We start from the raw sequence: 23,648 nt of genomic DNA, 5'->3' as shown, positions 1-23,648 counted from the left end.
TAACGCAACCGCAGCTCCGCTCAGCGCTGCGCGGGGACGCCGGCGACCTTCTGCCGCCACCGGGCGGCCTCGCCGGCGTGATCTCGGCCGGGATCGGCCTTCTCCCACGCTTCGTAGAGCGCCACCAGCGCCTCCACGGACCGCGCGTGGCGGCCGGCGGGCACACCTTGGGCGGTCGACAGAATCTTCTCCGCGGCGACGAGCTCCGGCTCGGCCGCGGCGAAGCGGCCGAGAGCGGTGAAGCTCCGCCCCAGGCCCTGGCGGGCGATGCCGGTGCGCCAGAAGCCCGCACCCTGGGTGCGTTCGTAGAGCTCGACGGCTTCGGCGTAGAGCGGCTCCGCACTTGCCGGCTCGTTCCGCTCGAGGAGGAGACCGGCGAGATTGTTGAGATCGGTCGCGATGCTCACGTGCCCCTCCGGGTAGAGGCGCCGGCGCATCGCCAGCGACTCCCGGTAGAGTGCCTCGGGCGCTACGAGGTCGCCGCGCTCCTGGATCACCAGCGCGAGGTTGTTGAGGCCGGTCGCGACATACGGGTGGTCGCCGGGAAAGAGCCGCCGCCGCATCTCGAGCGTCTCGCGGGCGAGCGGTTCCGCACCCGCCAGATCGCCGCTGTTCTTGAGTACCACCGAGAGGTTGTTGAGCCCTCCCGCCACCCGCGGGTGATCGCCCGGGTAGAGCCGTCGGCTCATCGCCAGCGCTTCGCGAAAGAGCGTCACGGCGCCGACGACGTCGCCCCGCCCGTGATGGAGGTGCGCCAGGTTGTTGAGGCTCTCCGCAAGATCTTCGTGGTCGCCCGGGTAGAGCCGCCGCCGCATCTCGAGCGCCTGGCGCGCGAGCGGCTCGGCGGCCGCGAGGTCGCCCTTGTCGGAGAGCACCTGCGCGAGGTTGTTGAGGTCGGTCGCCACCCGCGCGTCGGCGCCCGGGAAGAGCCGCTGGTCCATCGCCAGCGCCTCGCGATAGAGCGGCTCGGCGGCCTCGAGCTCGCCGCGGTCGTTCAGGAGCTGCGCGAGACTCCCCACCGCGTCGGCGGTCGCCTCGCTGTCGCCCGAGTTCAGGCTCCGCGCGAGCGGCACGGCAGGGGCGAGCATCTTCGCGGCTTCGTCGTAGAGCGCCAGCTCGCGAAAGGTGGTGCCGATCGTGCTGCGCAGCTCGAGCTCGGCCTCCGGCGCCCGGGCGAGCTCGCCGCGCTCGATCCGCGCCGCGGCGGCGTTCATCATCTCGGTGAGCATCGTCGTGTCGCGCCCCCGGGCGACGCCCGGTTCGACCCCGCGCAGCATCTCGGCCATGAACAGGGCGACCCGCTCGGCCTTGTCGCGCTGGGCGCGCGCCTCCCGCGCCTGCCAGGCGATCCCGACGACCGCCGCGACCAGGGCCGCGCCCACGAGGCTTGCCGCCGCTACTGCCGTTCGATGCCGCCGCACGAACTTGCGAAAGCGATAGGCCGTCGAAGGCGGTGCCGCGCTCACCGGCTCGCCGGCGAGGAAGCGCCCGATGTCCATCGCCAGTCCGCTGGCGGTTTCGTAGCGTCGCTGGCGGTCCTTCTCGAGCGCCTTCATGACGATCCAGTCGAGCTCTCCCTTGAGCTGCGACGTGAGCTTCTTCGGCTCGGTGTGGCGGTGGGCGGCGACGGCCGTGAGCGTCTCGGTCGACTGGCTGAGGCGGGTGCTCGGGCGCGGCGGGTCGTCCTCGCGGAGGATCCGCTGCACCTCGCCGAAGGCGGCCGAGCGCAGGCGGCGGGAGTCGAACGGCGTCGTGCCGGTCAGCAGCTCGTAGAGCAGCACGCCGAGCGCGTAGACATCGGTGCGGGTGTCGATGTCGAGCGAGCCCTCGGCCTGCTCCGGGCTCATGTACTCCGGCGTCCCGAGGAGTTGCCGATGCTCGGTGAAGAGGGTCTTTTCGGTGAGGTTCCCGGCCGTCGCCTTGGCGATCCCGAAGTCGATGATCTTGGCGTGCGCCTGGCCGTCCTGGGCGGAGACCAGGATGTTCGAGGGCTTCAGGTCGCGGTGGATGATCCCCTTGGTGTGCGCGTGCTGCACGGCGGCACAGACCTCGGCGAAAAGCGCCAGCCGGTCGGCGATCGCGAGCTTGTGCCGGTCGCAGTACTCGGTCACTGGTTCGCCGCGGACGAGCTCCATGACGAAATACGGCCGGCCGGTGTCGGTCGCGCCGGCGTCCAGAACCTGGGCGATGCCGGGGTGGTCCATCATCGCGAGGGCCTGGCGCTCCTGCTCGAAGCGGGCGATCACCTGCCGGCTGTCCATGCCGGCCTTGATCACCTTGAGCGCCACCCGGCGCTGGATCGGCGCGCTCTGCTCGGCCATGTAGACGGACCCGAAGCCGCCCTCGCCCAGGAGCTGCAGGATCCGGTAGGGCCCGATCGCCGGGCCTTTGCCGTCGGCCATCGGCAGGTCGATCGTGTGCGCGGCGTGAAAGAGCGCCGGCGAGCTGCCCGCCTCGGCTTCCGAGGCCGCCTTCCCGGGGTCGTTCGTGCCGTCGTCGCTCACGGACCGATTCTCCCTCGCACCGGTTCCGATCACCAGCCCCGGTGGGACAGGGAGAACTGCGTCGCAGGGCGCGACGTCGCCTCCCGGCGTGCCCTCAGCGCCGGCCGGCGACCTGCTCGAGGTGATGGGCGTTGTGGTAGACGGTGAAGAGGAGCATCTCGCGCACCGTGAGCTTGCCGAGCAGCGGATGCGGCAGGCGGTAGAGATCGAGAGCGCGCTCGCTCCAGGCCGGGATCTTCGCGGCGAGCCCCGAGACGGCTTCGCGCCACGAGCCGAGGACCTCGCGCTGCCAGGCCTCGAGATCGTCCGGCAGCGGACGAGGCGACGGCGCGAACCGCCCGGCGGTGGCGCCGGTCTCCCGCAGGCGTGCGCGATAGTCGTCGCGCAGCGCGGCGAAGCCGCGCGACTCCGCAGCCGCGCGCCCGAAGCGCAGACCGAGCAGGAACTTCGGCAGGCCGAGCGCCGGAACGAGCGGGAAGGTCGATTTCGCGAGATGCCGCACATGGTCGGCGGGCGACCACTTCTCGCCCTGCAGCGCGGCGAACTCGACCGCCGGAACGCCCAGGAGGTAGCGCTCGGACTCCGCATGCAAGCGCGTCATCTCTGCCGCTATCTCCGCCCCGGAGTACGGCTCGCCGGTCGCGAACGAGGTCGTCATTTCGCCTCCGCGATCGACGGGTCGGGAACCCTGGTCGCCTGCCAGGTGATCGCCTGCCACTTGCCTTCGCGCAAGAGGAAGGTGCCGCTGTTGCGGTAGTACTGCGTCGTTCCATCGGCGGCACGGGCGACAAGCCTGAACGTGAGCGCCGCCATCTCGCCGACTTCTCCGTAACTGCGCACGAGGACATCCTCGGCGGAGTAGACCGGCTCCGGTTCCAGCGTCTTGCCCTCTTCCGCGTTCTGCGGTTCGTCGAACGACTTCAGGATCTGCGCCTTGTTCGTGACCTTCCCCGTCGAGCTCGTGTAGACGAGATCGTCCGCCCAGAAGCGCTCGTGCGCGGCGCGCGTCGGGTTCTGCCCGGGCGAGAGAAAGCTCTCGAGGAGCGCGGTGATCTCGGCACGGGTGCGCTCGGCATCGGGGGCCGGCGCCACTTTCGCCGTTGCGGCCCCAAGCTCTCCGGCGCAGGCGAGACCGAGTATCAAGATTCCGGAACCGAGTAGGCGTCGCGACATGGTCGATCTCCCCGCCCATCCTATGCGCGGGCGGGGCGGCGGCGACACGGGTGTGCTCAGGGCTGCGGCGCGCTCCAATAGATCGCCGAGTTGCTGTCGAAGCCGTCGGCGAAACGGGTGCCGTAGAGGACGAACTCCACTCCGACATCGGCGCCGACGCCGGCGACGTCGGAGTACGGCGCACCGAGCACGAGATCGAGATGGCCGTTGTCGTCGAAGTCGCCCGCCGCGAGCGCCATGCCGAGCGACTGCCCATCCTGGGTGGATCCCGGCAAACCGGAGATTCCGGCAGAGAGAAAGCGGAAGTGATGCGGGAGGCCGCCCGCGGGGTCGCCGGTCACCAGGGTGACTCCGCCCCGTTCGCTACCTCCCAGGTCCTCCCCCGGCTGACCGATGGCGAGGTCGTCATCGCCGTCGCCGTCGAAATCGCCGGCGGCGAGCGCGCTGCCGAAATAGTCCCCCTCCTGTTGCGCGGCGTTGCCATAGAAGATCCCCTGGTGCAGGAAGTCGGTGTGGTCGAGATCGAACCAGGGAGAGGGCGGGAGGGCATCGGAAACGTAGAGAACGTGGATCGCGCCGACGCTCTGACGCAGCGTCGCCGAGATCGTGAAGTCGAGGAAAGGATCGCCGACGACGAGGTCGTCGCGGCCATCGCCGTTGAAGTCGCCGGCGGCTAGGGTCCGGCCGAAACCGGAGTCGGCGGCCGCCTGTCCCAGCGTCGAGCGCAGATAGAGCCGGTTGTTCGCCAGCACGAGACCCGAAGGACCGCCGAGGACAACCTGCACGGCGCCGAGCCCGTCCTCGTTCGCGACGCCGATCGCCAGATCGTCCTGGCCGCTGCCGTCGAAGTCCCCGGCAACCAGGGAGTAGCCGAAGACGTCGCCCGCCTCGGCAACCCCTTCCATCTGCGCCTCGGCCTGCGAGACGAAGTAGCCCGAGAACGGCAGCAGGCCGGCGGCGACGCCGTGGAAGATCAGGACCTTGCCGGCATCGACGAGCGGGCCGGGAAGGTCGCCGTTCGGGATGCCGACGGCGAGATCGTCGTAGGCGTCGCCGTCGAAGTTGCCGGCGGCGAGGGCGAGGCCGAAGCGATCACTCTGCGTCGGCGTGCCGGGAACTCCGTTCGTCCCCAGGCGCAGGAAGTGCTCGCCGGCGAACTGGATCCCGCCGGCCCGCCCGTAGTGGATCTGGACGGCACCGGAGTGCGAGACGCCGGCGCCGTTCTGCGGGATGCCGATTGCCAGGTCGTCGATCCCGTCGCCGTCGAAGTCGCCCGCCGCGAGCGTCGAGCCGAAGTACTCCGAGAACTCGGCTGGGTCGGGACTGCCGGAGGCGAACTGGTTCAGGTAGGTGTCGGCGAGCCCGGTCTCGAGCCGGTCGCCTGGAGCGCCGTAGCGCACGACGACCGCGCCGCAACCGAGCAGCGGATCACCGACGAAGCCGCTGTCGCTGGGAATCCCGGTCGCGAGGTCGTCGATGCCATCGCCATTGAAGTCGCCGGCGACGACGGTGGCGCCGAAGTTGTCCCCCGGCTCAGGCCGGTAGAAGAGCAGGTCTTCGTTGCCGAACGCCTGCGCTCCGACCGACGACAGGCCGACGCTCGGCAGCTGCGCCGCTCCCGGCCGCGCCGCAAGGAGAATCCCGAGCCCCATGCCCACCGCGACGGCGAGGCCGCGCCTCCGCCTGCAATGTACGTGTCCCATGCTCCACTTCGCGGAAACGGCGGCGGGCGCGGATCAGTGGACCGTGGTCGGATCCTCTTCCTGAGTTGGCGTGGGGTTCGGTGCCGGGTCGGCGGGCGAAGCGGGCTCGCCCGGTCCCTCGCGGAACAGCGCGAGGTAACTCGCGATGGCCTGTCCGATCCGCTCGTCGCTGAGCTCGGGATCCGGCTCGTCCGGATCGCTCCCGCGATAGTTCGAGGCCGCGAGGAACGCCGCGATCTCGTCCCGGTGCTCGGCGAGCGAGAGCCCCTCCCGCTTCGCCAGGCCGCGCGCTTCGCCGACCACGAAGTAGCGCCCGGCTGCCGCGCGGACGAAGCCGGCAGCGGTGAGCCGCGCGAAGCCACCGCGCAGCTCCTCGGCGGAGAACAGGGCATCCCCGATGCCATCCCCGAGGCCGATGACGTCGCGCAACTCGGCCCCTTCCGTCAACCCGCCGGCATAGAGCACCGACTGCAGCAGCCAGGCGTCCGACGGATCGAACGGGGCGAACCCGGCGAAGCGAGCCTTCGGAGCCAGCGGAGGGGGGCCGCTCATGATGGATGCACAATACCGCGGCGCGCTCAGTCCTCGCGCAGCCGCTTCTGGACGGACTTGATGAACCGGCCGAAGTCCTTCTCCTTCTTCCGCTTCTCGGCGTAGGACATCTGCAGGTACTCTGACTCGCTCTTGAGCTTGAGGAAGTTCTCGTAGTGCCCAGCGTCCAGTGCACCGGACTCCAACGCCGCGCGAATGGCACAGCCCGGTTCGTTGGCATGGGTGCAGTCGCGGAAACGGCACTGGGACGCGAGCTCACCGATGTCCGGGTAGCTCGCTTCGATGCCGCTCTCCGCGCCCAGCAGGCCGAGCTCGCGCATCCCGGGGTTGTCGATCACCATCGCACCGTTCTCGAGCACGAGGAGCTCCCGGCGCACGGTCGTATGCCGCCCTTCGCCCGTGCCGCTGACCGCCTTCGTATCGAGCCGGTCCCGGCCCAGAAGTCCGTTGATGAGAGTGCTCTTGCCGACCCCCGACGAGCCGACGAAGCAGTAGGTCTTGCCCGGGAGCAGCTGGCGCCGGAGCTCTTCGACCCCCTCGCGGGTGACGTTGCTCAGGGTCGAGACCGACGCAGCGATGCCCGCGCTCCGGATCTCCTCCAACTGGCCGGCCAGGACCTCGGGCGCGACGAGATCGGTCTTGGTGAGGAGCACGGAGGGTGTCGCCCCGCCCTCCCACACCATGACCAGGTAGCGCTCGAGTCGCCGCAAGTTGAAGTCGAAGTGGCAGGACTGGACGATGATCACGAAGTCGACATTCGCCGCGATCATCTGGTGCTCGACGGAGTCCCCCGCGGTCTTCCGCCGCAAGCCGGTCTTGCGCTCGAAGACGCCGTGCACGACCCCGAACGGCTCGCCCGCCGTCTTCTCGACCGCCACCCAATCGCCGACGCACGGCCGCTCCGCCGCCGCGCCCGCCGCGTGCAGGAACCTCCCCGAAAGCCTCCCCCGGAAAGCGCCCGTCTCGTCGAGCAACAGCAACTGGTCCCGATCGACAGCGGCCACTCGCGCCGGGCGCGCCACGCCGGCCGCCCGGTCGCCGAGCAGCCCGGCCCGCGCCTCGAACCAGCTATCCCAACCCAACGCTTCGAGATTCGTGTGCATGTGGAAACTCAGTGAACTCCCAGATCTTCCCTGAATCGGGCGGAGAGCGGAAAGTCCTTCTTTCCGAGAGCGCCGGCGATGATCCGCCGAACCTCCGCTTCGAGGCGCTCCCGCGGCCACGCCGCCCCCGCTTCCGGCTTCGGCAGCGCGGCCACGAGATGCCAGATCAGCTGCCGGATCGTCCTGGGTCCGTCGCGCAGAAAACCGGGCCAGGGGACGGAAGCCGGCCATGTCGAGTCGCCGACGCTCGAGCGAACCTCCCGCCAGACCCTGGGCCACTGGTCCTGGTGAAGCACCGTCGAGAGCAACGTGTCGGGCTCGAACTTCCCTTCCGAGAACGGGAGCTGCAATCGCAACCCCCTGCGCAGCCGATAGAAGAGCTGCTGGGTGAGACACTCCGGCGTCGAAGCCACCGGGACCGCGGCAGCGAGGAACGCGAGGAGATCCGCCGGCGTCCGCATCTTCCCGGCCACCTCGTCGGGAATCGAGACCCCGAAAGCCTCCTCGGCCCCCATGATGATCTCGACAGCCTCAAGTCCCATGGCGGGAAGTCTCGGGAGCCTGGTTTCTAGGCGTGCTCAAGACGCGCCGCCGGCTTCTCGTGCATCACCAGCTCGCAGAGGTCGAGAAGATGCTCCTGCGCCGCCGAGCGTTCCTTGAGCGTCGCAGCCTTCCACTTGCGAATGAAGTCGCGGGGGGCCACAAGGCGGCCAGATCGTCAGCCCGCTCTTCGCAACGGGCGCGATTGGCTGCGCGCGCCGGCCAGAAGGCCAGCGACGCTCAGATCCTCATCCACGGCCGGCCAGTGGATGCCCTCTCCGTCGCCCAGCAGCTCCCAGTTCTGCCGCTCGGCCGCGTCGGCGGCGAGCAGGCGCGGGAACCAGACCAACGGCGCCGAAATCCGGCGCCCATCGGCCAGCTCCACGGTGAGCTCGTCTTCAGTCACCGACACATTTCGCGCCAGTGGCCGCAATTCAGGTGCCGAAGAACTCATGCCACGCCCCCTCGAATTCTGTCGCGTTGCCCTCGACGAGCCGTTGAATCTCGAACAGCTCATGGGGGCGAAAGCCCGTCGAACTCGCGAGCTCGATCCGCCCGAGCCAGAACTTCGCCAGCATCCTCTCCCGACGGACATGGATATGAGGCGGTTCGAAGCCCTCGTTGCCATAGAAGAAGAATCGATAGGGCCCGACCCTCTTCACCGTCGGAGACATGTGACCACAATACCAAGGCGCCGACCCCCGCCCGCTGCGCGCTCGGCGGGTCTAGAATGCCCCCATGCCGCCGTCACCGTCCGATCGCATACTGTCCGGGGAGCTCGAGGGTAGCTTCCTGGGAAGCGAGGCTTCGGTGGAGCAGACGCTCCGGCCGCGGCAGTTGACGGAGTATGTCGGGCAGGACCGGATCGTCGAGAACTTGAAGGTCTTCATCCGGGCGGCGCGGGAGCGTGGCGAGCCTCTGGACCACGTGCTGCTCTTCGGGCCTCCCGGACTCGGCAAGACGACGCTGGCGCATATCCTGGCCAAGGAGATGGATGCGCCGCTGCGGACGACCGCCGGGCCGGTGCTCGAGCGGGCGGGAGACCTCGCGGCGATTCTCACCAATCTGCAGCCTGGGGACGTGCTCTTCGTCGACGAGATCCACCGCCTCGGGCCGGCGGTCGAAGAGATCCTCTACCCGGCCCTCGAGGACTTCAAGCTCGACCTCGTCATCGGCCAGGGTCCGGCAGCGAGGATCGTCCAGATCGATCTGCCGCGCTTCACGCTGGTCGGCGCGACGACGCGGGCGGGGCTCATCTCGTCGCCGCTACGCGCCCGTTTCGGCATCGTCCACCGGTTGGATTTCTATCCTCCAGAGCAGCTGGCGCGGATCGCCAAACGCTCCGCCGAGCTCCTCGGGATCGCCTCCGACGCCGCCGGCCTCGACGAGCTCGCGCGCCGGAGCCGCGGCACGCCGCGCATCGCCAACCGGCTGCTGCGGAGGGTGCGCGACTTCGCGCAGGTGGACGCCCACAAACCGGGGATCGATCTCGCGATGGCGAAGAAGGCACTCGCCCTCCTCGAAGTCGACGACTTCGGCTTCGACGAGCTCGACCGCCGGATCCTCTCGGTGCTGATCGAGGTCTACGGCGGTGGCCCGGCGGGGATCCAGGCGATCGCCGCCGCCGTGGGCGAAGACCGCGGCACGATCGAGGACCTCTACGAGCCGTACCTGCTGCAGGAGGGCTTCCTGCAGCGCACTCCCCGCGGCCGCGTCGCCACCCAGCGCGCCTACCAGCATCTGGGTTACCCTCCGCCGGCGGCGCCATACACCCCTTCCGGTACCCTGTTCGATCCCGAGTAGCCATGCGCGCGCGGACAGCCACGAAGCTCGGCCCCGTTCTCGCGTTCTGCATCGTCATCTCGTTCACTTCCAGTTCGCCAGCGCTCCGCGCGGACGACCTGCAGCCGCATCTCTTTCGGGACTTCGCCCCCGGCGAGAACGGCCAGGCCGACAGCGATCCGCGCAACCTGGTGCAGCTGCCGGAGGGAACCTGGTTTTCGGCCCGGACCTGGGAGCTCGGGCGCGAGGCCTGGGTGATTCCGACGGGAAGCGAGGTACCCCAGCTCCTGGCCGACCTCTGTCCGGGAGAGTGCGACGGCGACCCTTACGGCTTCGCCGCATCCGGGGAGTTCCTGCTCTTCGCCACCGGCGATCAGTTCGCTCTCCCGGGCACATCCCCCGCGCCGCGCGCCGTCTGGGTCACCGCCGGCTCGCTCGCTACGACGCAGCACCTCTTCGACATCCCCGAAGGCAACCAACCGACCGAATTCTGGCGCTTTCCCGGCGACCCTCCGGCGCTCCCCCTCGACGACGGTGCGGTCCTCTTCCTGATGGACAAAGGTCCGGACTCGACGGAACTCTGGCGATCGGATGGGACGGTTGGCGGGACCTTCTCGCTGACGAGCTTTGCCGTGGGCGGATTCGCTGGCATATCGCTGCGTGGAGTCGGGTCGGACCGTCTCCTCATTGTCGGGGGTCTTGCGGGCGGCCTGACGGAAGTCTGGCGCACCGACGGGACCCGCGGCGGAACCCGGAAGCTCGAGAGCTTTCCACTCGACATCCGCCGAGTCAGTCCGGGAGTCCCTGTCTATGTCCTCGGGAACAGACCGGGTGACCCGTTCCAGTACGAGCTCTGGAGCGTCGACAGCGCAGGCCGGCCTGAACTCCTCTTCCAGAACGAGGACGACCTGCGCCTCACGGATCAGGGGGCCGTCCAGGTCGGCGCCCCCGCAGTCTTCTCGGTGGTGGAAGAGGGTGTCAGCACGCAGCTCTGGTCGACGGACGGGACGGCAAGCGGAACCGTCCTGCGCTCGGCCGGCGGTATCCCGCTGCTCGATTCCCATCTGAGCGCAGCGGTCGGCGACGAGCTCTTCTATGGCGAGTACCAGGGCGACAGCTGGGTGGTGAAGAAGCTCCGAATGAGCGGAACGGGTCCACCCGAAGCCGTCGAGATCGCCTGCTCCCACGAGTGCTGGGACTCCAACCAACCTTTTGTGCGCGCGGTCGGCAGCACGGTCGTCTATCCGGTGAGAAACGAGCTTCTCGGCAGGGAGCTCGCGGCGCGCGACGCGCTGACCGGCGAGCGGACGGTCTTCGATCTCTGTCCCGGCACCTGCAGCTCCGTTCCTGGCCGGATTCGCGATCTCGAGGGACTTTTCCTGTTCTCTGCCTGGTCCGAGGCGCACGATCTGCAGCTCTACTCGTTTTCGCCTCCCTCCCGGGTCGTTCGCCTGACGGATCTCCCGCTCCCATACGGGCTCACCTCTTACCCCGAGGACATTCCCCTGCTTCAGCTGCCCGACCGGCTCTATTTCGCCGCGTCGGTCGGAATGTCGGGCGTGGAGCTCTGCTCGGCGGCGCTCGACGGTTCGCACTCTGCGGTGGTCGCCGATCTCGGTCACGAGCCCTGGAGCTCGCAGGCGAGCGTCGCGGCGGTGGTTGCGGACGGGATGTTCATCGCCGCGACAGAGCCTGCCAGCGGTATCGCCGAGCTCTTCTGGTCCGATGGTACGCCGGAGGGCACCCGACTGGTGCCGCAGGGCGAGGAAGCGGGTGGCTGCTATCTCGGGTACTCCTCGCCCTACCTCGACTTTCCGCGTCTCGGAGAGAGGTCGATCTACTGGACTCGAAGCTACATCTTCAGCGATGGCTTCGACCTCTGCCTCGCCGATTCCGAGAGCATCCGACCACTCGCCCGCGGCCTCTCGGGCTCCTATCTCGCGCAGGGCCCCGAGCTCTTCTGGACGGCGACTGAGGAGCTTTGGGCGTTCGACGAGCGAACGGCTGCAACTCAGCCGCTCTTCACCCTGCCGGTGGAGCTCGCCTCTGCAGAGCTCTCCCTCGCCGACGAGCGCTGGCTCTATTTCGTCTCCACCGAGGAGAGTCTCTCCGAGCTCTGGCGCATCTCTCGCGCCGGCGAGGGCCTGTCACGACTCGCGGCGCTGCCGCCCGAATCGACCAGCAACTTCCGGTCGCGGGCGCAGATCGGCACACGAAACCTGTTCTTCCTCTCCACGGCGGAGACCGTCGAGCTCTGGGCGACCAACGGCACCGCCGGCGGAACCGGGAGCATCGCTGCGTGGCCCTCCACCGCGGGCTATGTCGATGCTCTCGCCTTCGCGGCCTATCGGGATCGCCTGTTCTTTCTCCTCGCCTCCGGCGCCGCCGGCCAGACCGAGCTCTGGAGCACGGACGGCACTCCTGCGGGGACCGAGATCGCAGCACGCCTGCCGGCAGGCCGATCCGGCTATTCCCTGTCGGCGCGCGCGACGCCGCTCGGCCTCTACTTCATCGCCGGGCGCGCCGAACTCCCCGCCGAGCTCTGGCGCAGCGATGGAACGCAGGCGGGAACGTTCGCGCTCTACCCACCGGCGGACGGAGTGACCGGCCAGGGTGCGATCGATTTCACCTTCTTTCGCGATCGGATTCTGTTCTCCGCGACCGACGACGAGGCGGGCGCCGAGCTCTGGCAGACCTTCGGTACTCGCGGCTCGACGTCGCGGGCGGCAGACCTGCGCCCAGGCGCGCTCGGCTCCGGGCCGGGCGGCTTCGCGGTTCTCGGCGATCGGCTCTTCTTCTCTGCCGACGACAGCCTGAGCGGCGTCGAGCTCTGGGCGGCAGACGCGCCGACGGCATTTCCGTGCCCGGCCGCGACCGACCTCGCCTGCACGGGCGACGGGCGGTTCCGCTGGCTCGCCGGCTGGCGCGATTTCGCCGATCGCCAGGGCGTGGGCCAGGCGAGCGACGCGATTCCGGGTGCGGCGGCCTTCTGGTTCTTCGCGCCGGAGAACCTCGAGCTCGTCGGCAAGGTCTTCGATGGCGGCCCGGTCAACGGCTTTTTCTGGACCTACCTCGCCGCCCTGTCGAATCTCGAGACGTCGCTGACGCTCTTCGACGTCGCGACCGGCGCGCACGCCGACTACGCCAATCCGCTCGGACGTTTCACGAGTCTGGGCGACGTCCGCTCGCTCCCTTCCGCCGAGGCGGCCGGACTGGAGTCCACGACCGCGTCGTGGCTGCGGTCGCTCCGCCGTTTCTCCGCCGACGCGCCGGCCGCGCCGGGCACCTGCGCCCCTTCTTCGACGCGCCTCTGTCTCGCCGACGGACGCTTCGCTGTCGAGGTCGATTGGCGCGACTTTGCGGGCCGCGCGGGCACGGGCTATGCGCGTGAGCTCTCTGCCGACACCGGCTCGTTCCGGTTCTTCGCAGCGGACAATCCCGAGCTGGTGGTGAAGATCCTCGACGGTGCCGGGAGCAACGGCCACTTCTGGGTTTTCGCCGGAGCGCTGGGGAACCTGGAGCTGGAGTTGACCGTGAGCGACACCCTGACTGGCGTGCGACAGATCTACTCCAGCCCCCTCGGCCGATTCATGAGCTTCGGCGACCTCTCCTCCTTCCCGCAGTAGCCGCCTGCGTGGGCGGGGAGGGCCGCGTGCCCGCACCGTAGAATCCCGGAGTGCGCCGCGCCGTTCTCATCTGGAACCCCCGCGCCGGGCAGCGGCGGGCACGGCGGGCGCTGCCCGAGATCCGCCGGACCCTCGAAAGCGGCTTCGACCTCGAGCTCGAGCCGACCTCGGGGCCCGACCACTGCCGCGAGGTCGCTCGCCGGGCCCTCGCCGAGCGGGTCGACGTCTTCTTCGTCCTCGGCGGCGACGGGACCCTGCGCGTCGCGGCGAGCGTCCTCGCCGGCAGCGATGTGGCGGTGGGCGCGTTGCCCGGCGGCACGACCAACGTCGTCGCCGGTGCGCTCGGCCTGCCGGCAGACCCGGTCGCCGCGGCGCGCGCCCTGCTCACCGCCGAGCCCACCCTGCTGGATCTCGGGCAGTCGAACGGCGAGCCCTTCCTGATGCAGCTTTCCGGCGGGCTCGACGCCGAGGTCATGGCGCACGTGGATCTCGGCACCAAGAAACTGCTCGGTAAAGGGGCGGTGGCGATCGCCGGCATCCGTGAGTGGCTCCGCTATCGGTTTCCTCGTTTCGCGCTCGAGATCGATGGTGACGCTTTGGGTGTCGTCGAGGCGACCGGCTTCGTCGTCGCCAATCTGCCGCAGTACGCGGGACAGTTCACCATCGTCCCCGGCGCTTCCGGCTATGACCGCAAGCTCGAGCTCCTGCTGTTTCACGGGCGCCGGCGACGTGATGCCGTCGCCTTCGTTCTCGCCCTCGCGCGCGGCCGCCACCTCGAGCGCAGCGATGTCGAGGTGCGCTCCTTCACGAGCCTGCGCATTGTCGCGCCGGCTTCGTTGCAGCTCCAGGCCGACGGCGACGCCTTCGTCGCCGCGGCGCCACTCAACATCGTGCTCGCGCCGGAGCAGATCCAGATCCTCGCCCCGCGCAGCTGAGCTTCACCTTCCGGAGATCCCATGCACGCTCTCGATACCGTTTTCTCTCCCAGGACCGTCGCCGTCGTCGGCGCGTCGCGCTCCCGCGACTCGATCGGCTGGTCGATCGTCCACAACATGATCGAGGCGCAGTTCACCGGCGCGATCTACCCGGTGAATCCCAAGGCGGCGGCGATCCATTCGCTCAAGTGCTATCCGACCCTCGCCGCCATTCCGGACGCCATCGACCTCGCCGTCATCACCGTGCCGCGGGCGCTCGTGCAGGGGGTCGTCGAAGAGGCGATCGCCCTCGGCGTGCGCGCCTTCGTGGTGATCACGGCCGGCTATGGCGAGACCGGAGAAGAGGGCCGGGCGCTCGAGGCGAAGCTGCGCGCCACCATCCGCGCCGCCGGCGCGCGCATGGTCGGGCCCAACTGCATGGGGGTGATCAACACGGATGCCGCGGTGTCGCTGAATGCGACCTTCTCGCCCACGCCGGCGGTCGCCGGTTCGGTCGGCTTCGTCAGCCAGTCGGGGGCGCTGGGCGTCGCCATCCTCAACGTCGCCGCGCAACTGGGTATCGGATTGACCCAGTTCGTCTCGATGGGCAACAAGGCCGACGTCTCCGGCAACGACCTCGTCGAGTACTGGGAGAACGACCCGGCGACGAAGGTCATGTGCATGTACCTCGAGTCGTTCGGCAACCCGCGCCGCTTCACCGAGATCGCGAAGCGGGTGACGCGGAAGAAGCCGATCCTGATCGTCAAGTCCGGGCGCACCGCCGAGGGAGCGCGCGCCGCCTCGAGCCATACCGGCGCGATGGCCGGCACCGATGTCACCGTCTCGGCCTTCCTCGACCAGTGCGGGGTGCTGCGGGCCGACACCATCGGCGAGCTCTTCGACGTCGCGCGCGCCCTCGACCGATGCCCGCTGCCCGCTGGCCCGCGGGTGGCGATCGTCACCAACGCGGGCGGGCCGGGGATCATGGCGACCGACGCCTGCGTCAACCTCGAGCTCGAGATGGCCGAGCTCTCCCCCGCGACGCGCGCCCACCTCGCGAGCTTCCTGCCGTCGGCCGCCTCGCTCGGCAATCCCGTCGACATGATCGCCTCGGCCACCGCCGCGCAGTACGAGCGCACCGTCGCTGCGGTGCTCGCCGACCCGGGAGTCGACGCGGCGATCGTCGTCAACGTGACGCCGCTCCTGGGCGACCCGCGCGATGTGCTCGAAGCGGTCGGGCGGGCGGCAAGGGCGGCGGCATCGGAGACAAACGCAGGACCGGGCGGGGAGCTCGCGCCGGCGGTCTGCGGCAAGCCGGTGCTGGCGGTGATGATGGCGGTCGAGTCGTTCTACGAAGGGCTGAAGAGCGCCCACCACCTGCCGCCGGTCTATCGCTTCCCCGAGTCCGCGGCCCTCGCACTGGCGCAGCTCGTGCGCTACGGCGAATGGCGCCGGCGGCCGGAGCACGAGGCGCTGCCCGATTTCGACTTCGACAGGAAGAGGATCGCCGGGGCGCTCGCACGGCCCGGCGACGACGGCTACCTCGCCACCGACGACGCCTTTCGCCTGCTCGAGGCTCTGGGCATCCCGGTCGCCAGGTGGGAGGTCGCGGCCGACCGCACCGAAGCGCTCGCCGCCGCGCGGCGGATCGGCTACCCGGTGGTGGTGAAGGCGATCTCGCCCGGCCTCGTCCACAAGAGCGAGGCGAAGGCGATCGAGCTCGACCTCGCGAGCGAGGCCGAGCTCGCCCGGGCCTGCGACGCGCTCGCGCATCGCTTCGCCGCCGCGGGCCTCGCCCTCACCGGATTCTTCGTGCAGGAGATGGCCCGGAGCGGGCACGAGACGATCTTCGGCATCTCCACCGACCCCCGTTTCGGCCCCGTGCTGATGTTCGGCCTCGGCGGCAAGTACGTCGAGGTCTTCCGCGACGTCGTCTTCGGCGTCACCCCACTCGCCCCCTCGGAGGCGCGAGAGATGGTCGGCCGCATCCGCGGCGTGAAGCTCCTCGAAGGGGTGCGCGGCGACGCCCCCTCGGACATCGCGCTCCTCGAGACGGTGCTGCTGAAGCTCGCCTGGCTGGTCCAGAACTTCCCCGAGATCGTCGAGCTCGACATCAATCCCTTTCTCGCGGCACCGGCTGCACCGGCGGCGCAGCCCGGCGAGCCCGGCGCGTCGAAAGCGGTGGATGTCCGGGTGCGAGTGAGCCAGGCGAAGCCCTAGAGGCGAAGCGCCTGTCGGCGGCGCCCCACGGTCGGGATCGAACTGTCCCTTCCGGATGACGATCGACGTTTGAAGGTTGAGGGAGACCTATGCGCCACAACCGACTTTTCCGGACCCCAGTTCCGCCGATCCTCGCGATCCTGCTCGTCGCCCTGCTGGGACCCTGGCATCCGCTTCCGGCCGGCGACGGCGATCTCGACCCGAGCTGGGGGGGCGACGGTATCTCGGCCAGCTTCGGGAGCTCCGTCCCGCGCGCCTCCGGCGTGGCCCCGGACCAGCGGCTCTACTTCACCGGCAACACGACGCTGCCCGACGACTCCGAGTTCGAGTGGTGGCGGGACGGCAACTCTGGCGGTGGCTCGTGGGAGGGCTGCAGCTGGGGGCTCGCCCTGCTCGACAACTTCGACATCCGGGAGGTTCTCTTCGACTCCGCCGACCGCCTCCTTTACGCCGGGACGATGACGGTCTTCGGCACCGAGACGGTCGCGCGCGCGTTCGTCGCCCGGTTCGAAACGTTCGACGGCGGCGACAGCTGCAACCTCGACGACACCTTCTCCGGTGCCGGCTGGGCCTACTTCGACGACGCGCCGTACTGCGACACCGAGGACTGCCGCCTGCTCGACATCGAGGAGTCGCGTGATGCGACGACGAAATACATCGCCCTGCTCGAGCGCGTGACCGGCGTGGTCACCGCAGATTACTTTCTCATCGGCCTGACCGGCGCTGGCGCGCTCGACGCGAACTTCGGGATCGACGGACTCGCCTATGTGCCGGCTCCCGAGTTCGCTCTCACCGGCGGGGGAGCCGACCTCGTCGTCGACTCGCAGAATCGGGCCTACGTTCATCTCTCCTTCTATGATCCCGACGCGAGCGGCGACCTCGACACCGTTCTGGCGCGCTTCGCTTCGGATGGCGACCTCGACCCGACGTTCCCGGGCGGCGGGCTCATGCTGATCGACACCGGCGACGCGCTGGACTCCGTTTCCGGCGCGCTCGCCATCGGCAGTGACGGCCGTGTCGGTGTCGCGGCCCTGCGGCTCGACGGCGACAGCTCGTTCGTGCGGGTCTTCGACCCGACGTTCGCGCTCTCGGCCCAGACGACCGTCTCGTCCGCCGACGTCGGGGCCCTCGCCTTCGACGGACTCGGCAGGCTCCTCTACGGCTGGGACAGCGCCGTTGGAGACGGTGCCGGTCTCGGACGCCTGCTGGTCGAGTTCGGCGTTGGCCTCGACTCCGACGACACCTTCGGGCAGGGGGGCTCGCGCTTCTTCGACATCGACGGCGGCGGCGCCAACGGCGAGAGTCCGGTCGACATCGAGACTCCCGGAGGCCAGCCGATGATCCTGGTCGAGGCCGACCAGGCAAGCTCCGGTTCGCAGGCCTACCTCGTCCGGCTCGAGAACAGCCTGGTCTTCGCCGACGGCTTCGAGTGGGGCTCGACGAAGTTCTGGTGAGGCCTGTTCTGGCAGGAGCGCCGCAATCCGCCGGGTCCGGACGGGCGGGTGTAAACTCGCCGCCATCTCGCCTTCCGGAGGTCACGAAATGAATTCGCCGGCTCGGCGCCGCAAGCTCTTCGTGCTTCTGCTCCTCCTTCCGATCGGCGGCGCCCGCGAGCTCGGCGCCAGCGACTGCCCGCTCCCCGGTGGCGGCGCGATCTCCGGCCGCGTCACCGCGGCCGCGAGCGACGCACCAATCGTCGGTGGCGAGCTCGTTCTGGAGCGGATCGTCGACGGCTTCCTTCAGACGATCGCGACGACGACCACCGGACCGACCGGGCACTACCAGTTTGCCGCCATCGCCGCCGGTGACTACTTCGTGCGCACCCAGGCGACCGACCTGCTCGTCGACGAGGTCTGGCCGGGCGTCGCGTGCGATCAGGCCTGCGATCCCCAGGAGGCCGGCTCGACCGTCCCGGTCGCGCCGAACAGCTCGGTCGAGGCGATCGACTTCACGCTCGTCGCGGGCGGCCGCATCGAAGGCGTCGTTTTGCTCGCCGACGGCACGACACCGGTACCCGGCGCCCTGGTCGAGGGCTACGCTCTCGGACTTGTCGGCACATTCGGGCTTCCGCCGGTCGTGGCGGGGGCCGACGGCGCCTGGTTCTTCGAAGGGCTCGAGACCAGGAACTACAAGGTCCGCGCGTACGCGCCCGGACTCGTGGCGGAGGTCTTTCCGGACGCGCCCTGCCCGATGAACTGCGACGTCCTCCCCATCGGCAGCCCGATCGCGGTCACCGCCGGCGCGACGACCTCCGGGATCGACGTCGCACTGGCCGCAGGCGGCAGCGTCTCCGGCACCGTGACCGATCTGTCCCTGGCGCCGCTCGCGGGTGTCAACGTCTCGTTGCGCGAGTCGCCCGGTTTTCGGACGGCGCAGGCGCTGACCGACGCGAACGGCGACTGGATCACCGTCGAAGGACTCCCTCCGGGAACCTACTTTGCGCGCACCGGCAGCGAGCACCAGGACGAGCTCTGGGACGATCTGCCGTGCGAGCCGTTCTGCACCGTGACCAGCGGCACGCCGATCGTCGTCGGCGCAGCTCCGGTGACCGGAATTGATTTCGCCCTCGCGCGGCTCGGCGCCATCTCCGGGACGATCGTCGAGACCGGTTCCGGTCTGCCGCTCGGCAACGTGTCGGTCGTGGCGCGCGGCGGCGGGCCCTTCCCCGGCGGAGCGACCACGGCGAGCGACGGCACTTACCGCATCGGCGGGCTGGCGCCGGGCTCGTATCTGGTGGCGGCGGTCGATGGCGTGCATGTGGGCGAGATCTACGACGACGCCGGGACCTGCTACGACCCGTTCAACTGTTTGCCGTCGAGCCCCAACACGGTGGTCGACGTCGTCGGCGCGGGCGAGACGGCCGACATCGACTTCGAGCTCGATCCCGGCGGGGTGCTCTCGGGGGTCGTGGTCGTTGCCGCTACCAACGCTCCGGTCAACGGCGCGTTGGTGGCGGTCGCGCGGCTCGACGGTGGTTTCGAGACCCTCGTGAACTCCGACACGAGCGGAGGCTTCAGGATCTCCGGCATGCCGGCCGGCGTCTCTTACCGGGTCGTTGCGCAGCCTTCGGGCGGCGCCGGGCTGCTCGGCGAGGTCTGGGAAGAGCAGCCTTGTGAACCGGGCAGCTGCGTCGCCGACGGCGGCACGCCGGTGCCGGTCACCATCGATTCACCCACCTGTTTGACTTTCACTCTGGACGGCGTCACCCAGGGCTTCACCGGCATCGCGGGCCAGGTCGTGGCCCAGAGCGGGCCCCTGGCCGGCGTCCAGATCGCGATCTACGACGCCTCCGGCGCGCTGGAGGGCACGGTCGGGAGCGACGCTTCGGGGGCCTACCTGACGACGGGCGCCTTGAATCTCGCGGCCGGCACCTACTATGCCGTTGCGAGCGGTGCCTTCGGCTACGCGAACGAGCTCTTCGACGACCTGCCGTGCAACGCCTGCGATCCGACGACCGGCACGCCGATCGTCGTGGTCGAGGACGCCACGACCAGCGGCATCGATTTCTCCCTCGAGCCCCTCGCAACGCCGCCGCTGCCGCTCATCTTCCTCGAAGACTGCAAACCCGGAGGCTGCATCTACTTCCGGAGCCTCTTCGAGGACTCGCGCGCCAACCGCTCGTCGATCCTCGGCCCGAGCACCGCAAGCCTGCCCGAGTTCGCGCTGCCGAGTGATCTCTGGGGCGACCTCGTCGCCTGCGTGCAGCGGTCTTTTCGGCCGTTCGCCGTCGAGGTCACCGATGTCGATCCCGGCGCGGTGGCGCACCTCGAGCATGTGGTCGCGGGGTTTCCGCAGAACATCGGACAGGATAGCGGGACGCTCGGGGTTTCGCCCTTCAGCTGCGGCTTCATCCCCAACTCGATCTCGTTCACCTTCGCCGGAGTTCTCGGCACCGTGCCGTCGCAGGAGGTGCTCGACGAGCTCTGCTGGACCGTTGTGCACGAGGTGGCCCATCAGCACGGCCTCGATCATCACTTCTATGTTCCGGATGCGATGACCTACATGCCCGGCTGCGGCCCGAAGCTCCTGCCGGCGCGCGACGTTCCGTGCGGTGAGTTCTCCCAGGAGCCGTGCCTCTGCGGCGGTTCCTCGGAGAACAGCTACGCCCGCATCCGCACCGTCTACGGCGCGAGCGACCTCGTGTTCGGCGACGGTTTCGAGATCGTCGAGCCCGGCCAGAACTGCGCCTGGAGCGCGGAGGTTCCGCCGCCGGTGCCGTTCGGGCCGCTCGCTCCGCTCGCTCCGATCACCGCGCCGGAGGCGCCAGGGGCGATTCGCTGCGGCGCGCTCGAACCGTCGAACCCGGGCTTTCGTCCACAGCCGAAGTCGCCGGATTGAAGGACCGCGAACGACGACGCTTTCGAAGGCGGTCTGGCGAAGTTCAGGAGCGGCTCAGCGCTCCCGGAGCGCCACGACGAGCTTCTCGGCGCGCGCCTGGCCGCTGTCGTCGTCGTTCCACTCGACCGGCAGATCCGGCAGCACCCCTTCGGCCTCGTTCCGGCCGTCCCTGCGGTAGCGGATGCAGTCGGGAGCGCGCACGGTGAGGTCGGTGGCCGGGAGTGTGAGCGTCACGCCACCGTTGGTATAGCCGCAGCCGATGCCCATCGTCGTTTCGCCGACGATCCGCGCGGCTCCGGCATCCTGGAGGCTGGCGACGAAGTCCTCCGACGCCGAGGCGGTGCGCCGGTTGGTGACGACGAAGAGCTCGCCGGTCCACGCGGCCGGGCGCTCCCTCCTGCTGCCGCCCGTCTCGAGCGCTTCGAGCTCCGCCAACTCGGCCTGCTCGGCAGGGTCGAGCCCTGGCCCGACGCGCCCGACGTTCGCGCACGGCAGCTCCGCGGCGCTCGCGAGCTGCCACATCGCTGCGAGGTCGCACGGCGCCGCGGCCTCGCGGGCCGCCGCCTCGAGCTGCGCCTGCACTCTGGCGTAGAGCTCGCGCTGGCGCGCCGGGAGCTCCGGACGGGAGACTTCGGCGGCGTAGTCGGCGGCCATCGCCGTGAACCGCGCCACCGAGTGCGGATGACGGATGAAGCCCCCGGCGCGCTCGGGCAGCGGCCGGGAGGTCACCATGCGCACCATCCGCCCGACGATGCCGGAGCCGCCGCCGTTGTCACTCAGATCGACCAGCAGGGCGGTGGCGCCGCCTTCCGCAAGCTCGGCGAGCTCGGCGGCGAAGCGGTCGAGGAGGCGCTCCTCGAGGCCCGCCCAGAAAGCCTCCTGGCAGGTGTCGTCGCAAGCGGCTGACACCTCTGCGCCCTCTGCGGGCGGCACTTCGGGCGGCACCGCGCCGGCGCGCGCCGCCTTCACGCGCTCCCACTCGGCGGCGCAGAGCTGGGGGAAGCCCTGCTGGCTGAAGAGGCCGATGCGCAGGATCCCGAGCGGCGCCGCGCCCGCTCGTCTCAGGATGCCGGCCGGGAACGGGTGAGAGACCGGGTCGGCGGCGAGAGCGTCGTAGCCGGGCAGCGCACCCCAATCGATTCTGCCCTCCCTGCGGTCGCGCGCCCCGAAGCGCGCGCAGGCTTCGGCACCGGACGCCGTCCAGGGAATCGCGCCCGACTCCTGGGCCCGGTCCTTGCCGAGCATCCGCCGCAGCCAGCGCCGCGGCGCGCTGTACGGCGCCTCGGCGCGGAAGTGATGGTCGTCGAAGGCCTCGACGAAGGCGGTGAGGGCGGCGCGCGCCTCGCTCGCGGTGCGGGCGCGCGCGAGCGCCGTGCGGGCCTCCTGGTCGAGCTCGCGCGGCGCGAGCTCGCGGCTGCGCAGGCGATCGGCGAGGTTGGCGTAGGCCGCGGCGGTGTGCGCCTCGAGAAGGTCGAGGTCGGCGACCCAGGCGGCGCGAGTCGCCGCCGGCACCGGCCAGAAGGAACGCCCGAGCGCGAGAGCGGCCAGGGCGAGGATGGCGACGAGCAGAGGGCGGAGGAGGAGGCGTAGACGCTTCATCGTCCGCTTTACGTAGACCGTTGCGGCCGGGTTTACCCGGCCACCTTGTCCCGCAGCCCGGGAATCGCCCGCGTTTCGGGAAACCGGGCGAGCGGTTACAATCAGCGCTCGATCCGAACGGAGGTCCATTGCCCGCCCTCACCGACCCGAACCAGCTGGCCGAGATTCCGCTCTTTCGCGGCATCCCCGCCGATCGTCTGAAGCGGCTGAACGACGTCATGCACAAGAAGAGCGTGCCGGCAGGGACGAACATGATCACCGCCGAGCAGCCGGGCGAGGTCGTCTACGTGCTGCTCGAAGGAACGGTCAAGATCCTCATCGAGCAGATGGACGGCCGCGAGGTCATTCTCGCCTTCCTCGGCGCCGGCGACACGGTCGGCGAGATGAGTCTCGTCGACTCCGCCGGGCGCTCCGCCAACGTCATGACGATGGAGAAGTGCACCTTCCTCTGGATGGACCGCGCCACCTTCCAGGACTGCCTCAAGAACGTCTCGGAGTTCACCCAGAACCTCGTCCGGCTCTTAGCCGGACGCCTCCGGATGGCCAACGAGCAGATCCAGTCGCTCTCCTCGCTCGACGTCGCCGGGCGCCTGGCGCGCCAGCTCCTCGCCTTCACCGAGCGCTACGGCACGCCCGAAGACACGAACGGCGGCGGCGTGAGGATCAACCTCCGCCTCACCCAGACCGACCTCGCCGAGCTCGTGGGCGCCTCGCGCGAGCGCGTCAACCAGGTGATGGTCGAGTTCCGCCAGAAGGGCTACCTCTCGGTCGACAGCGCCCACCACATCCAGGTCCACCAGCCCCCGGCTCTCGCCCGCCTCTGCCGCTGAGTTCGGCGCCCACGGCCCAGCCGGCCGGCCGGAGTGCGCTCGCCCTGCGCCGCCGCGGCTTTCCCGGGTCGCCCGGCCCGTCCGGTGATTGCCGCACTGCGGCGTGATTTTCCAGCCTTTTTGGGTAGCATCCCCCCTTCTCTACAAACAGGTGTCGTCGCTGCGCACTTCGCGCGAGCTGCGAGACCCCGGCTCGGAGGATTCATGAACAGGCTGTTCGCAAGACTGATCGCCGCCCCGCCTCTCGCCTTGGCTCTGCTCGCCGCCGGCCTCGCGACCCCCGTTCAGGGCGCCGAGTCCAAGCCCGACGGCGCCGTTGCCGGACGCCACTACGACCTGCGCCAGACCCTGCCCGCGGGCGAGGCTCTGGCGGCCGATCCGGCGCAGAACGCCGCGATCGAACGCTGGCGAGCCACCACCCCCGGCCTGCGCATCGATCGCGATGCTCGCACGGGCGCGACGCGTTCGGTGGGCCGCTCCGGCGGTTACCTCACCGGCACCCGCCAGGGCGGTGACATCGAGTCGCTGGCGGTCGATTTCGTCCGCCAAGAGGTCGACCTCCTCGGCCTCGACGCCGCCGACCTCGACGACTATGAGGTGACGAACGTGGTGCCGTCGCGCGCCACCGGCCTCACCCACATCTATCTCCGCCAGAGGCACGCCGGGCTTCCGGTCTACAACGCCCAGCTGCAGATCAACATCAAGGACGACGGCCGCGTGCTCTCCGTGCACAACCAGTTCCTGCCGCGCATCGCGGCGGCGGC

18 protein-coding genes are annotated in these 23,648 nt (G+C 69.8%); 8 read left to right on the top strand and 10 right to left on the bottom strand.

The window, feature by feature from the left end:
* Window positions 1-20: 20 nt before the first annotated feature.
* From KBI44_14155 to KBI44_14115, 9 genes are all read right to left on the bottom strand, one after another.
* Window positions 21-2,504 carry a serine/threonine protein kinase gene (locus KBI44_14155; GenBank protein ID MBP9145625.1) on the bottom strand — a complete coding sequence of 828 codons (2,484 nt, stop codon included), beginning with the start codon at window positions 2,502-2,504 and terminating at the stop codon, window positions 21-23.
* A 94-nt stretch (window positions 2,505-2,598) separates the two neighbouring features.
* Entirely contained in the window at window positions 2,599-3,162 is a 564-nt protein-coding gene (locus tag KBI44_14150; protein MBP9145624.1) for a DinB family protein, read from the bottom strand.
* On the bottom strand, window positions 3,159-3,677 hold the full coding sequence (locus KBI44_14145) for a nuclear transport factor 2 family protein (protein MBP9145623.1): 519 nt from the start codon (window positions 3,675-3,677) through the stop codon (window positions 3,159-3,161). The genes KBI44_14150 and KBI44_14145 overlap by 4 nt, the downstream gene beginning before the upstream one ends.
* A 56-nt stretch (window positions 3,678-3,733) precedes the next feature.
* A complete protein-coding gene (locus KBI44_14140; GenBank protein MBP9145622.1) occupies window positions 3,734-5,380 on the bottom strand; it encodes an FG-GAP repeat protein in 1,647 nt (548 codons plus the stop codon).
* Between the two features lie 33 nt (window positions 5,381-5,413).
* Complete coding sequence (locus KBI44_14135; GenBank protein ID MBP9145621.1) at window positions 5,414-5,932, bottom strand: hypothetical protein; 519 nt, start codon at window positions 5,930-5,932, stop codon at window positions 5,414-5,416.
* A gap of 26 nt (window positions 5,933-5,958) precedes the next feature.
* Complete coding sequence (rsgA, locus tag KBI44_14130) at window positions 5,959-7,035, bottom strand: ribosome small subunit-dependent GTPase A (GenBank protein MBP9145620.1); 1,077 nt, start codon at window positions 7,033-7,035, stop codon at window positions 5,959-5,961.
* 8 nt (window positions 7,036-7,043) lie between these two features.
* Window positions 7,044-7,577 carry a hypothetical protein gene (locus tag KBI44_14125; GenBank protein MBP9145619.1) on the bottom strand — a complete coding sequence of 178 codons (534 nt, stop codon included), beginning with the start codon at window positions 7,575-7,577 and terminating at the stop codon, window positions 7,044-7,046.
* Window positions 7,578-7,753: 176 nt separating this feature from the next.
* The gene (locus KBI44_14120; protein MBP9145618.1) at window positions 7,754-8,029 is read right to left on the bottom strand and encodes a DUF2442 domain-containing protein; all 276 of its coding nucleotides are present in this window, start codon (window positions 8,027-8,029) and stop codon (window positions 7,754-7,756) included.
* Entirely contained in the window at window positions 8,010-8,249 is a 240-nt protein-coding gene (locus KBI44_14115; GenBank protein MBP9145617.1) for a DUF4160 domain-containing protein, read from the bottom strand. Before KBI44_14115 ends, KBI44_14120 begins: the two co-directional genes overlap by 20 nt.
* A gap of 64 nt (window positions 8,250-8,313) precedes the next feature.
* Between KBI44_14115 and ruvB the strand changes: the two genes are divergently transcribed.
* The 6 genes from ruvB (at window position 8,314) to KBI44_14085 (ending at window position 20,455) form a co-directional block, all read left to right on the top strand.
* On the top strand, window positions 8,314-9,378 hold the full coding sequence (ruvB, locus tag KBI44_14110) for a Holliday junction branch migration DNA helicase RuvB (GenBank protein MBP9145616.1): 1,065 nt from the start codon (window positions 8,314-8,316) through the stop codon (window positions 9,376-9,378).
* A 2-nt stretch (window positions 9,379-9,380) separates the two neighbouring features.
* Window positions 9,381-12,983 carry a hypothetical protein gene (locus KBI44_14105; protein MBP9145615.1) on the top strand — a complete coding sequence of 1,201 codons (3,603 nt, stop codon included), beginning with the start codon at window positions 9,381-9,383 and terminating at the stop codon, window positions 12,981-12,983.
* Between the two features lie 50 nt (window positions 12,984-13,033).
* Window positions 13,034-13,918, top strand: a complete 885-nt coding sequence (locus KBI44_14100; protein ID MBP9145614.1) for an NAD(+)/NADH kinase — start codon at window positions 13,034-13,036, stop codon at window positions 13,916-13,918.
* A gap of 21 nt (window positions 13,919-13,939) precedes the next feature.
* A complete protein-coding gene (locus tag KBI44_14095; GenBank protein MBP9145613.1) occupies window positions 13,940-16,117 on the top strand; it encodes an acetate--CoA ligase family protein in 2,178 nt (725 codons plus the stop codon).
* Between the two features lie 89 nt (window positions 16,118-16,206).
* Entirely contained in the window at window positions 16,207-17,571 is a 1,365-nt protein-coding gene (locus KBI44_14090) for a hypothetical protein (GenBank protein MBP9145612.1), read from the top strand.
* A gap of 88 nt (window positions 17,572-17,659) precedes the next feature.
* Window positions 17,660-20,455, top strand: coding sequence for a carboxypeptidase regulatory-like domain-containing protein (locus KBI44_14085; GenBank protein MBP9145611.1), 2,796 nt, complete (start codon window positions 17,660-17,662; stop codon window positions 20,453-20,455).
* A gap of 54 nt (window positions 20,456-20,509) precedes the next feature.
* Here the strand turns inward: KBI44_14085 and KBI44_14080 are convergent, their stop codons facing one another.
* Window positions 20,510-22,054 (bottom strand): hypothetical protein, encoded by a 1,545-nt coding sequence (locus KBI44_14080; protein MBP9145610.1) that lies wholly within the window; start codon window positions 22,052-22,054, stop codon window positions 20,510-20,512.
* 128 nt (window positions 22,055-22,182) lie between these two features.
* Here KBI44_14080 and KBI44_14075 point away from each other — a divergent pair, with 128 nt between their 5' ends.
* Window positions 22,183-22,884 (top strand): Crp/Fnr family transcriptional regulator, encoded by a 702-nt coding sequence (locus KBI44_14075; GenBank protein ID MBP9145609.1) that lies wholly within the window; start codon window positions 22,183-22,185, stop codon window positions 22,882-22,884.
* Window positions 22,885-23,088: 204 nt separating this feature from the next.
* On the top strand, window positions 23,089-23,648 hold a 560-nt coding region (locus tag KBI44_14070; GenBank protein ID MBP9145608.1), incomplete at its 3' end, for a hypothetical protein.

This window comes from Thermoanaerobaculia bacterium (assembly GCA_018057705.1).
In the GTDB taxonomy this organism is placed as follows: Bacteria; Acidobacteriota; Thermoanaerobaculia; order Multivoradales; family JAGPDF01; genus JAGPDF01.
The sequence above is the reverse complement of the archived record's forward strand: the minus strand, read 5'-3'. Positions and strand labels throughout refer to the sequence as shown.

Bases quoted from the DNA above. Each gene is read 5' to 3' on its own strand.
- KBI44_14105 (MBP9145615.1), top strand. From the start codon at position 9,381: ATGCGCGCGCGGACAGCCACGAAGCTCGGCCCCGTTCTCGCGTTCTGC.
- KBI44_14135 (MBP9145621.1), bottom strand. From the start codon at position 5,932: ATGAGCGGCCCCCCTCCGCTGGCTCCGAAGGCTCGCTTCGCCGGGTTC.
- KBI44_14090 (MBP9145612.1), top strand. From the start codon at position 16,207: ATGCGCCACAACCGACTTTTCCGGACCCCAGTTCCGCCGATCCTCGCG.
- rsgA (MBP9145620.1), bottom strand. From the start codon at position 7,035: ATGCACACGAATCTCGAAGCGTTGGGTTGGGATAGCTGGTTCGAGGCG.
- KBI44_14115 (MBP9145617.1), bottom strand. From the start codon at position 8,249: ATGTCTCCGACGGTGAAGAGGGTCGGGCCCTATCGATTCTTCTTCTAT.
- KBI44_14125 (MBP9145619.1), bottom strand. From the start codon at position 7,577: ATGGGACTTGAGGCTGTCGAGATCATCATGGGGGCCGAGGAGGCTTTC.
- KBI44_14095 (MBP9145613.1), top strand. From the start codon at position 13,940: ATGCACGCTCTCGATACCGTTTTCTCTCCCAGGACCGTCGCCGTCGTC.
- KBI44_14085 (MBP9145611.1), top strand. From the start codon at position 17,660: ATGAATTCGCCGGCTCGGCGCCGCAAGCTCTTCGTGCTTCTGCTCCTC.
- KBI44_14080 (MBP9145610.1), bottom strand. From the start codon at position 22,054: ATGAAGCGTCTACGCCTCCTCCTCCGCCCTCTGCTCGTCGCCATCCTC.
- KBI44_14145 (MBP9145623.1), bottom strand. From the start codon at position 3,677: ATGTCGCGACGCCTACTCGGTTCCGGAATCTTGATACTCGGTCTCGCC.
- KBI44_14140 (MBP9145622.1), bottom strand. From the start codon at position 5,380: ATGGGACACGTACATTGCAGGCGGAGGCGCGGCCTCGCCGTCGCGGTG.
- ruvB (MBP9145616.1), top strand. From the start codon at position 8,314: ATGCCGCCGTCACCGTCCGATCGCATACTGTCCGGGGAGCTCGAGGGT.
- KBI44_14150 (MBP9145624.1), bottom strand. From the start codon at position 3,162: ATGACGACCTCGTTCGCGACCGGCGAGCCGTACTCCGGGGCGGAGATA.
- KBI44_14120 (MBP9145618.1), bottom strand. From the start codon at position 8,029: ATGAGTTCTTCGGCACCTGAATTGCGGCCACTGGCGCGAAATGTGTCG.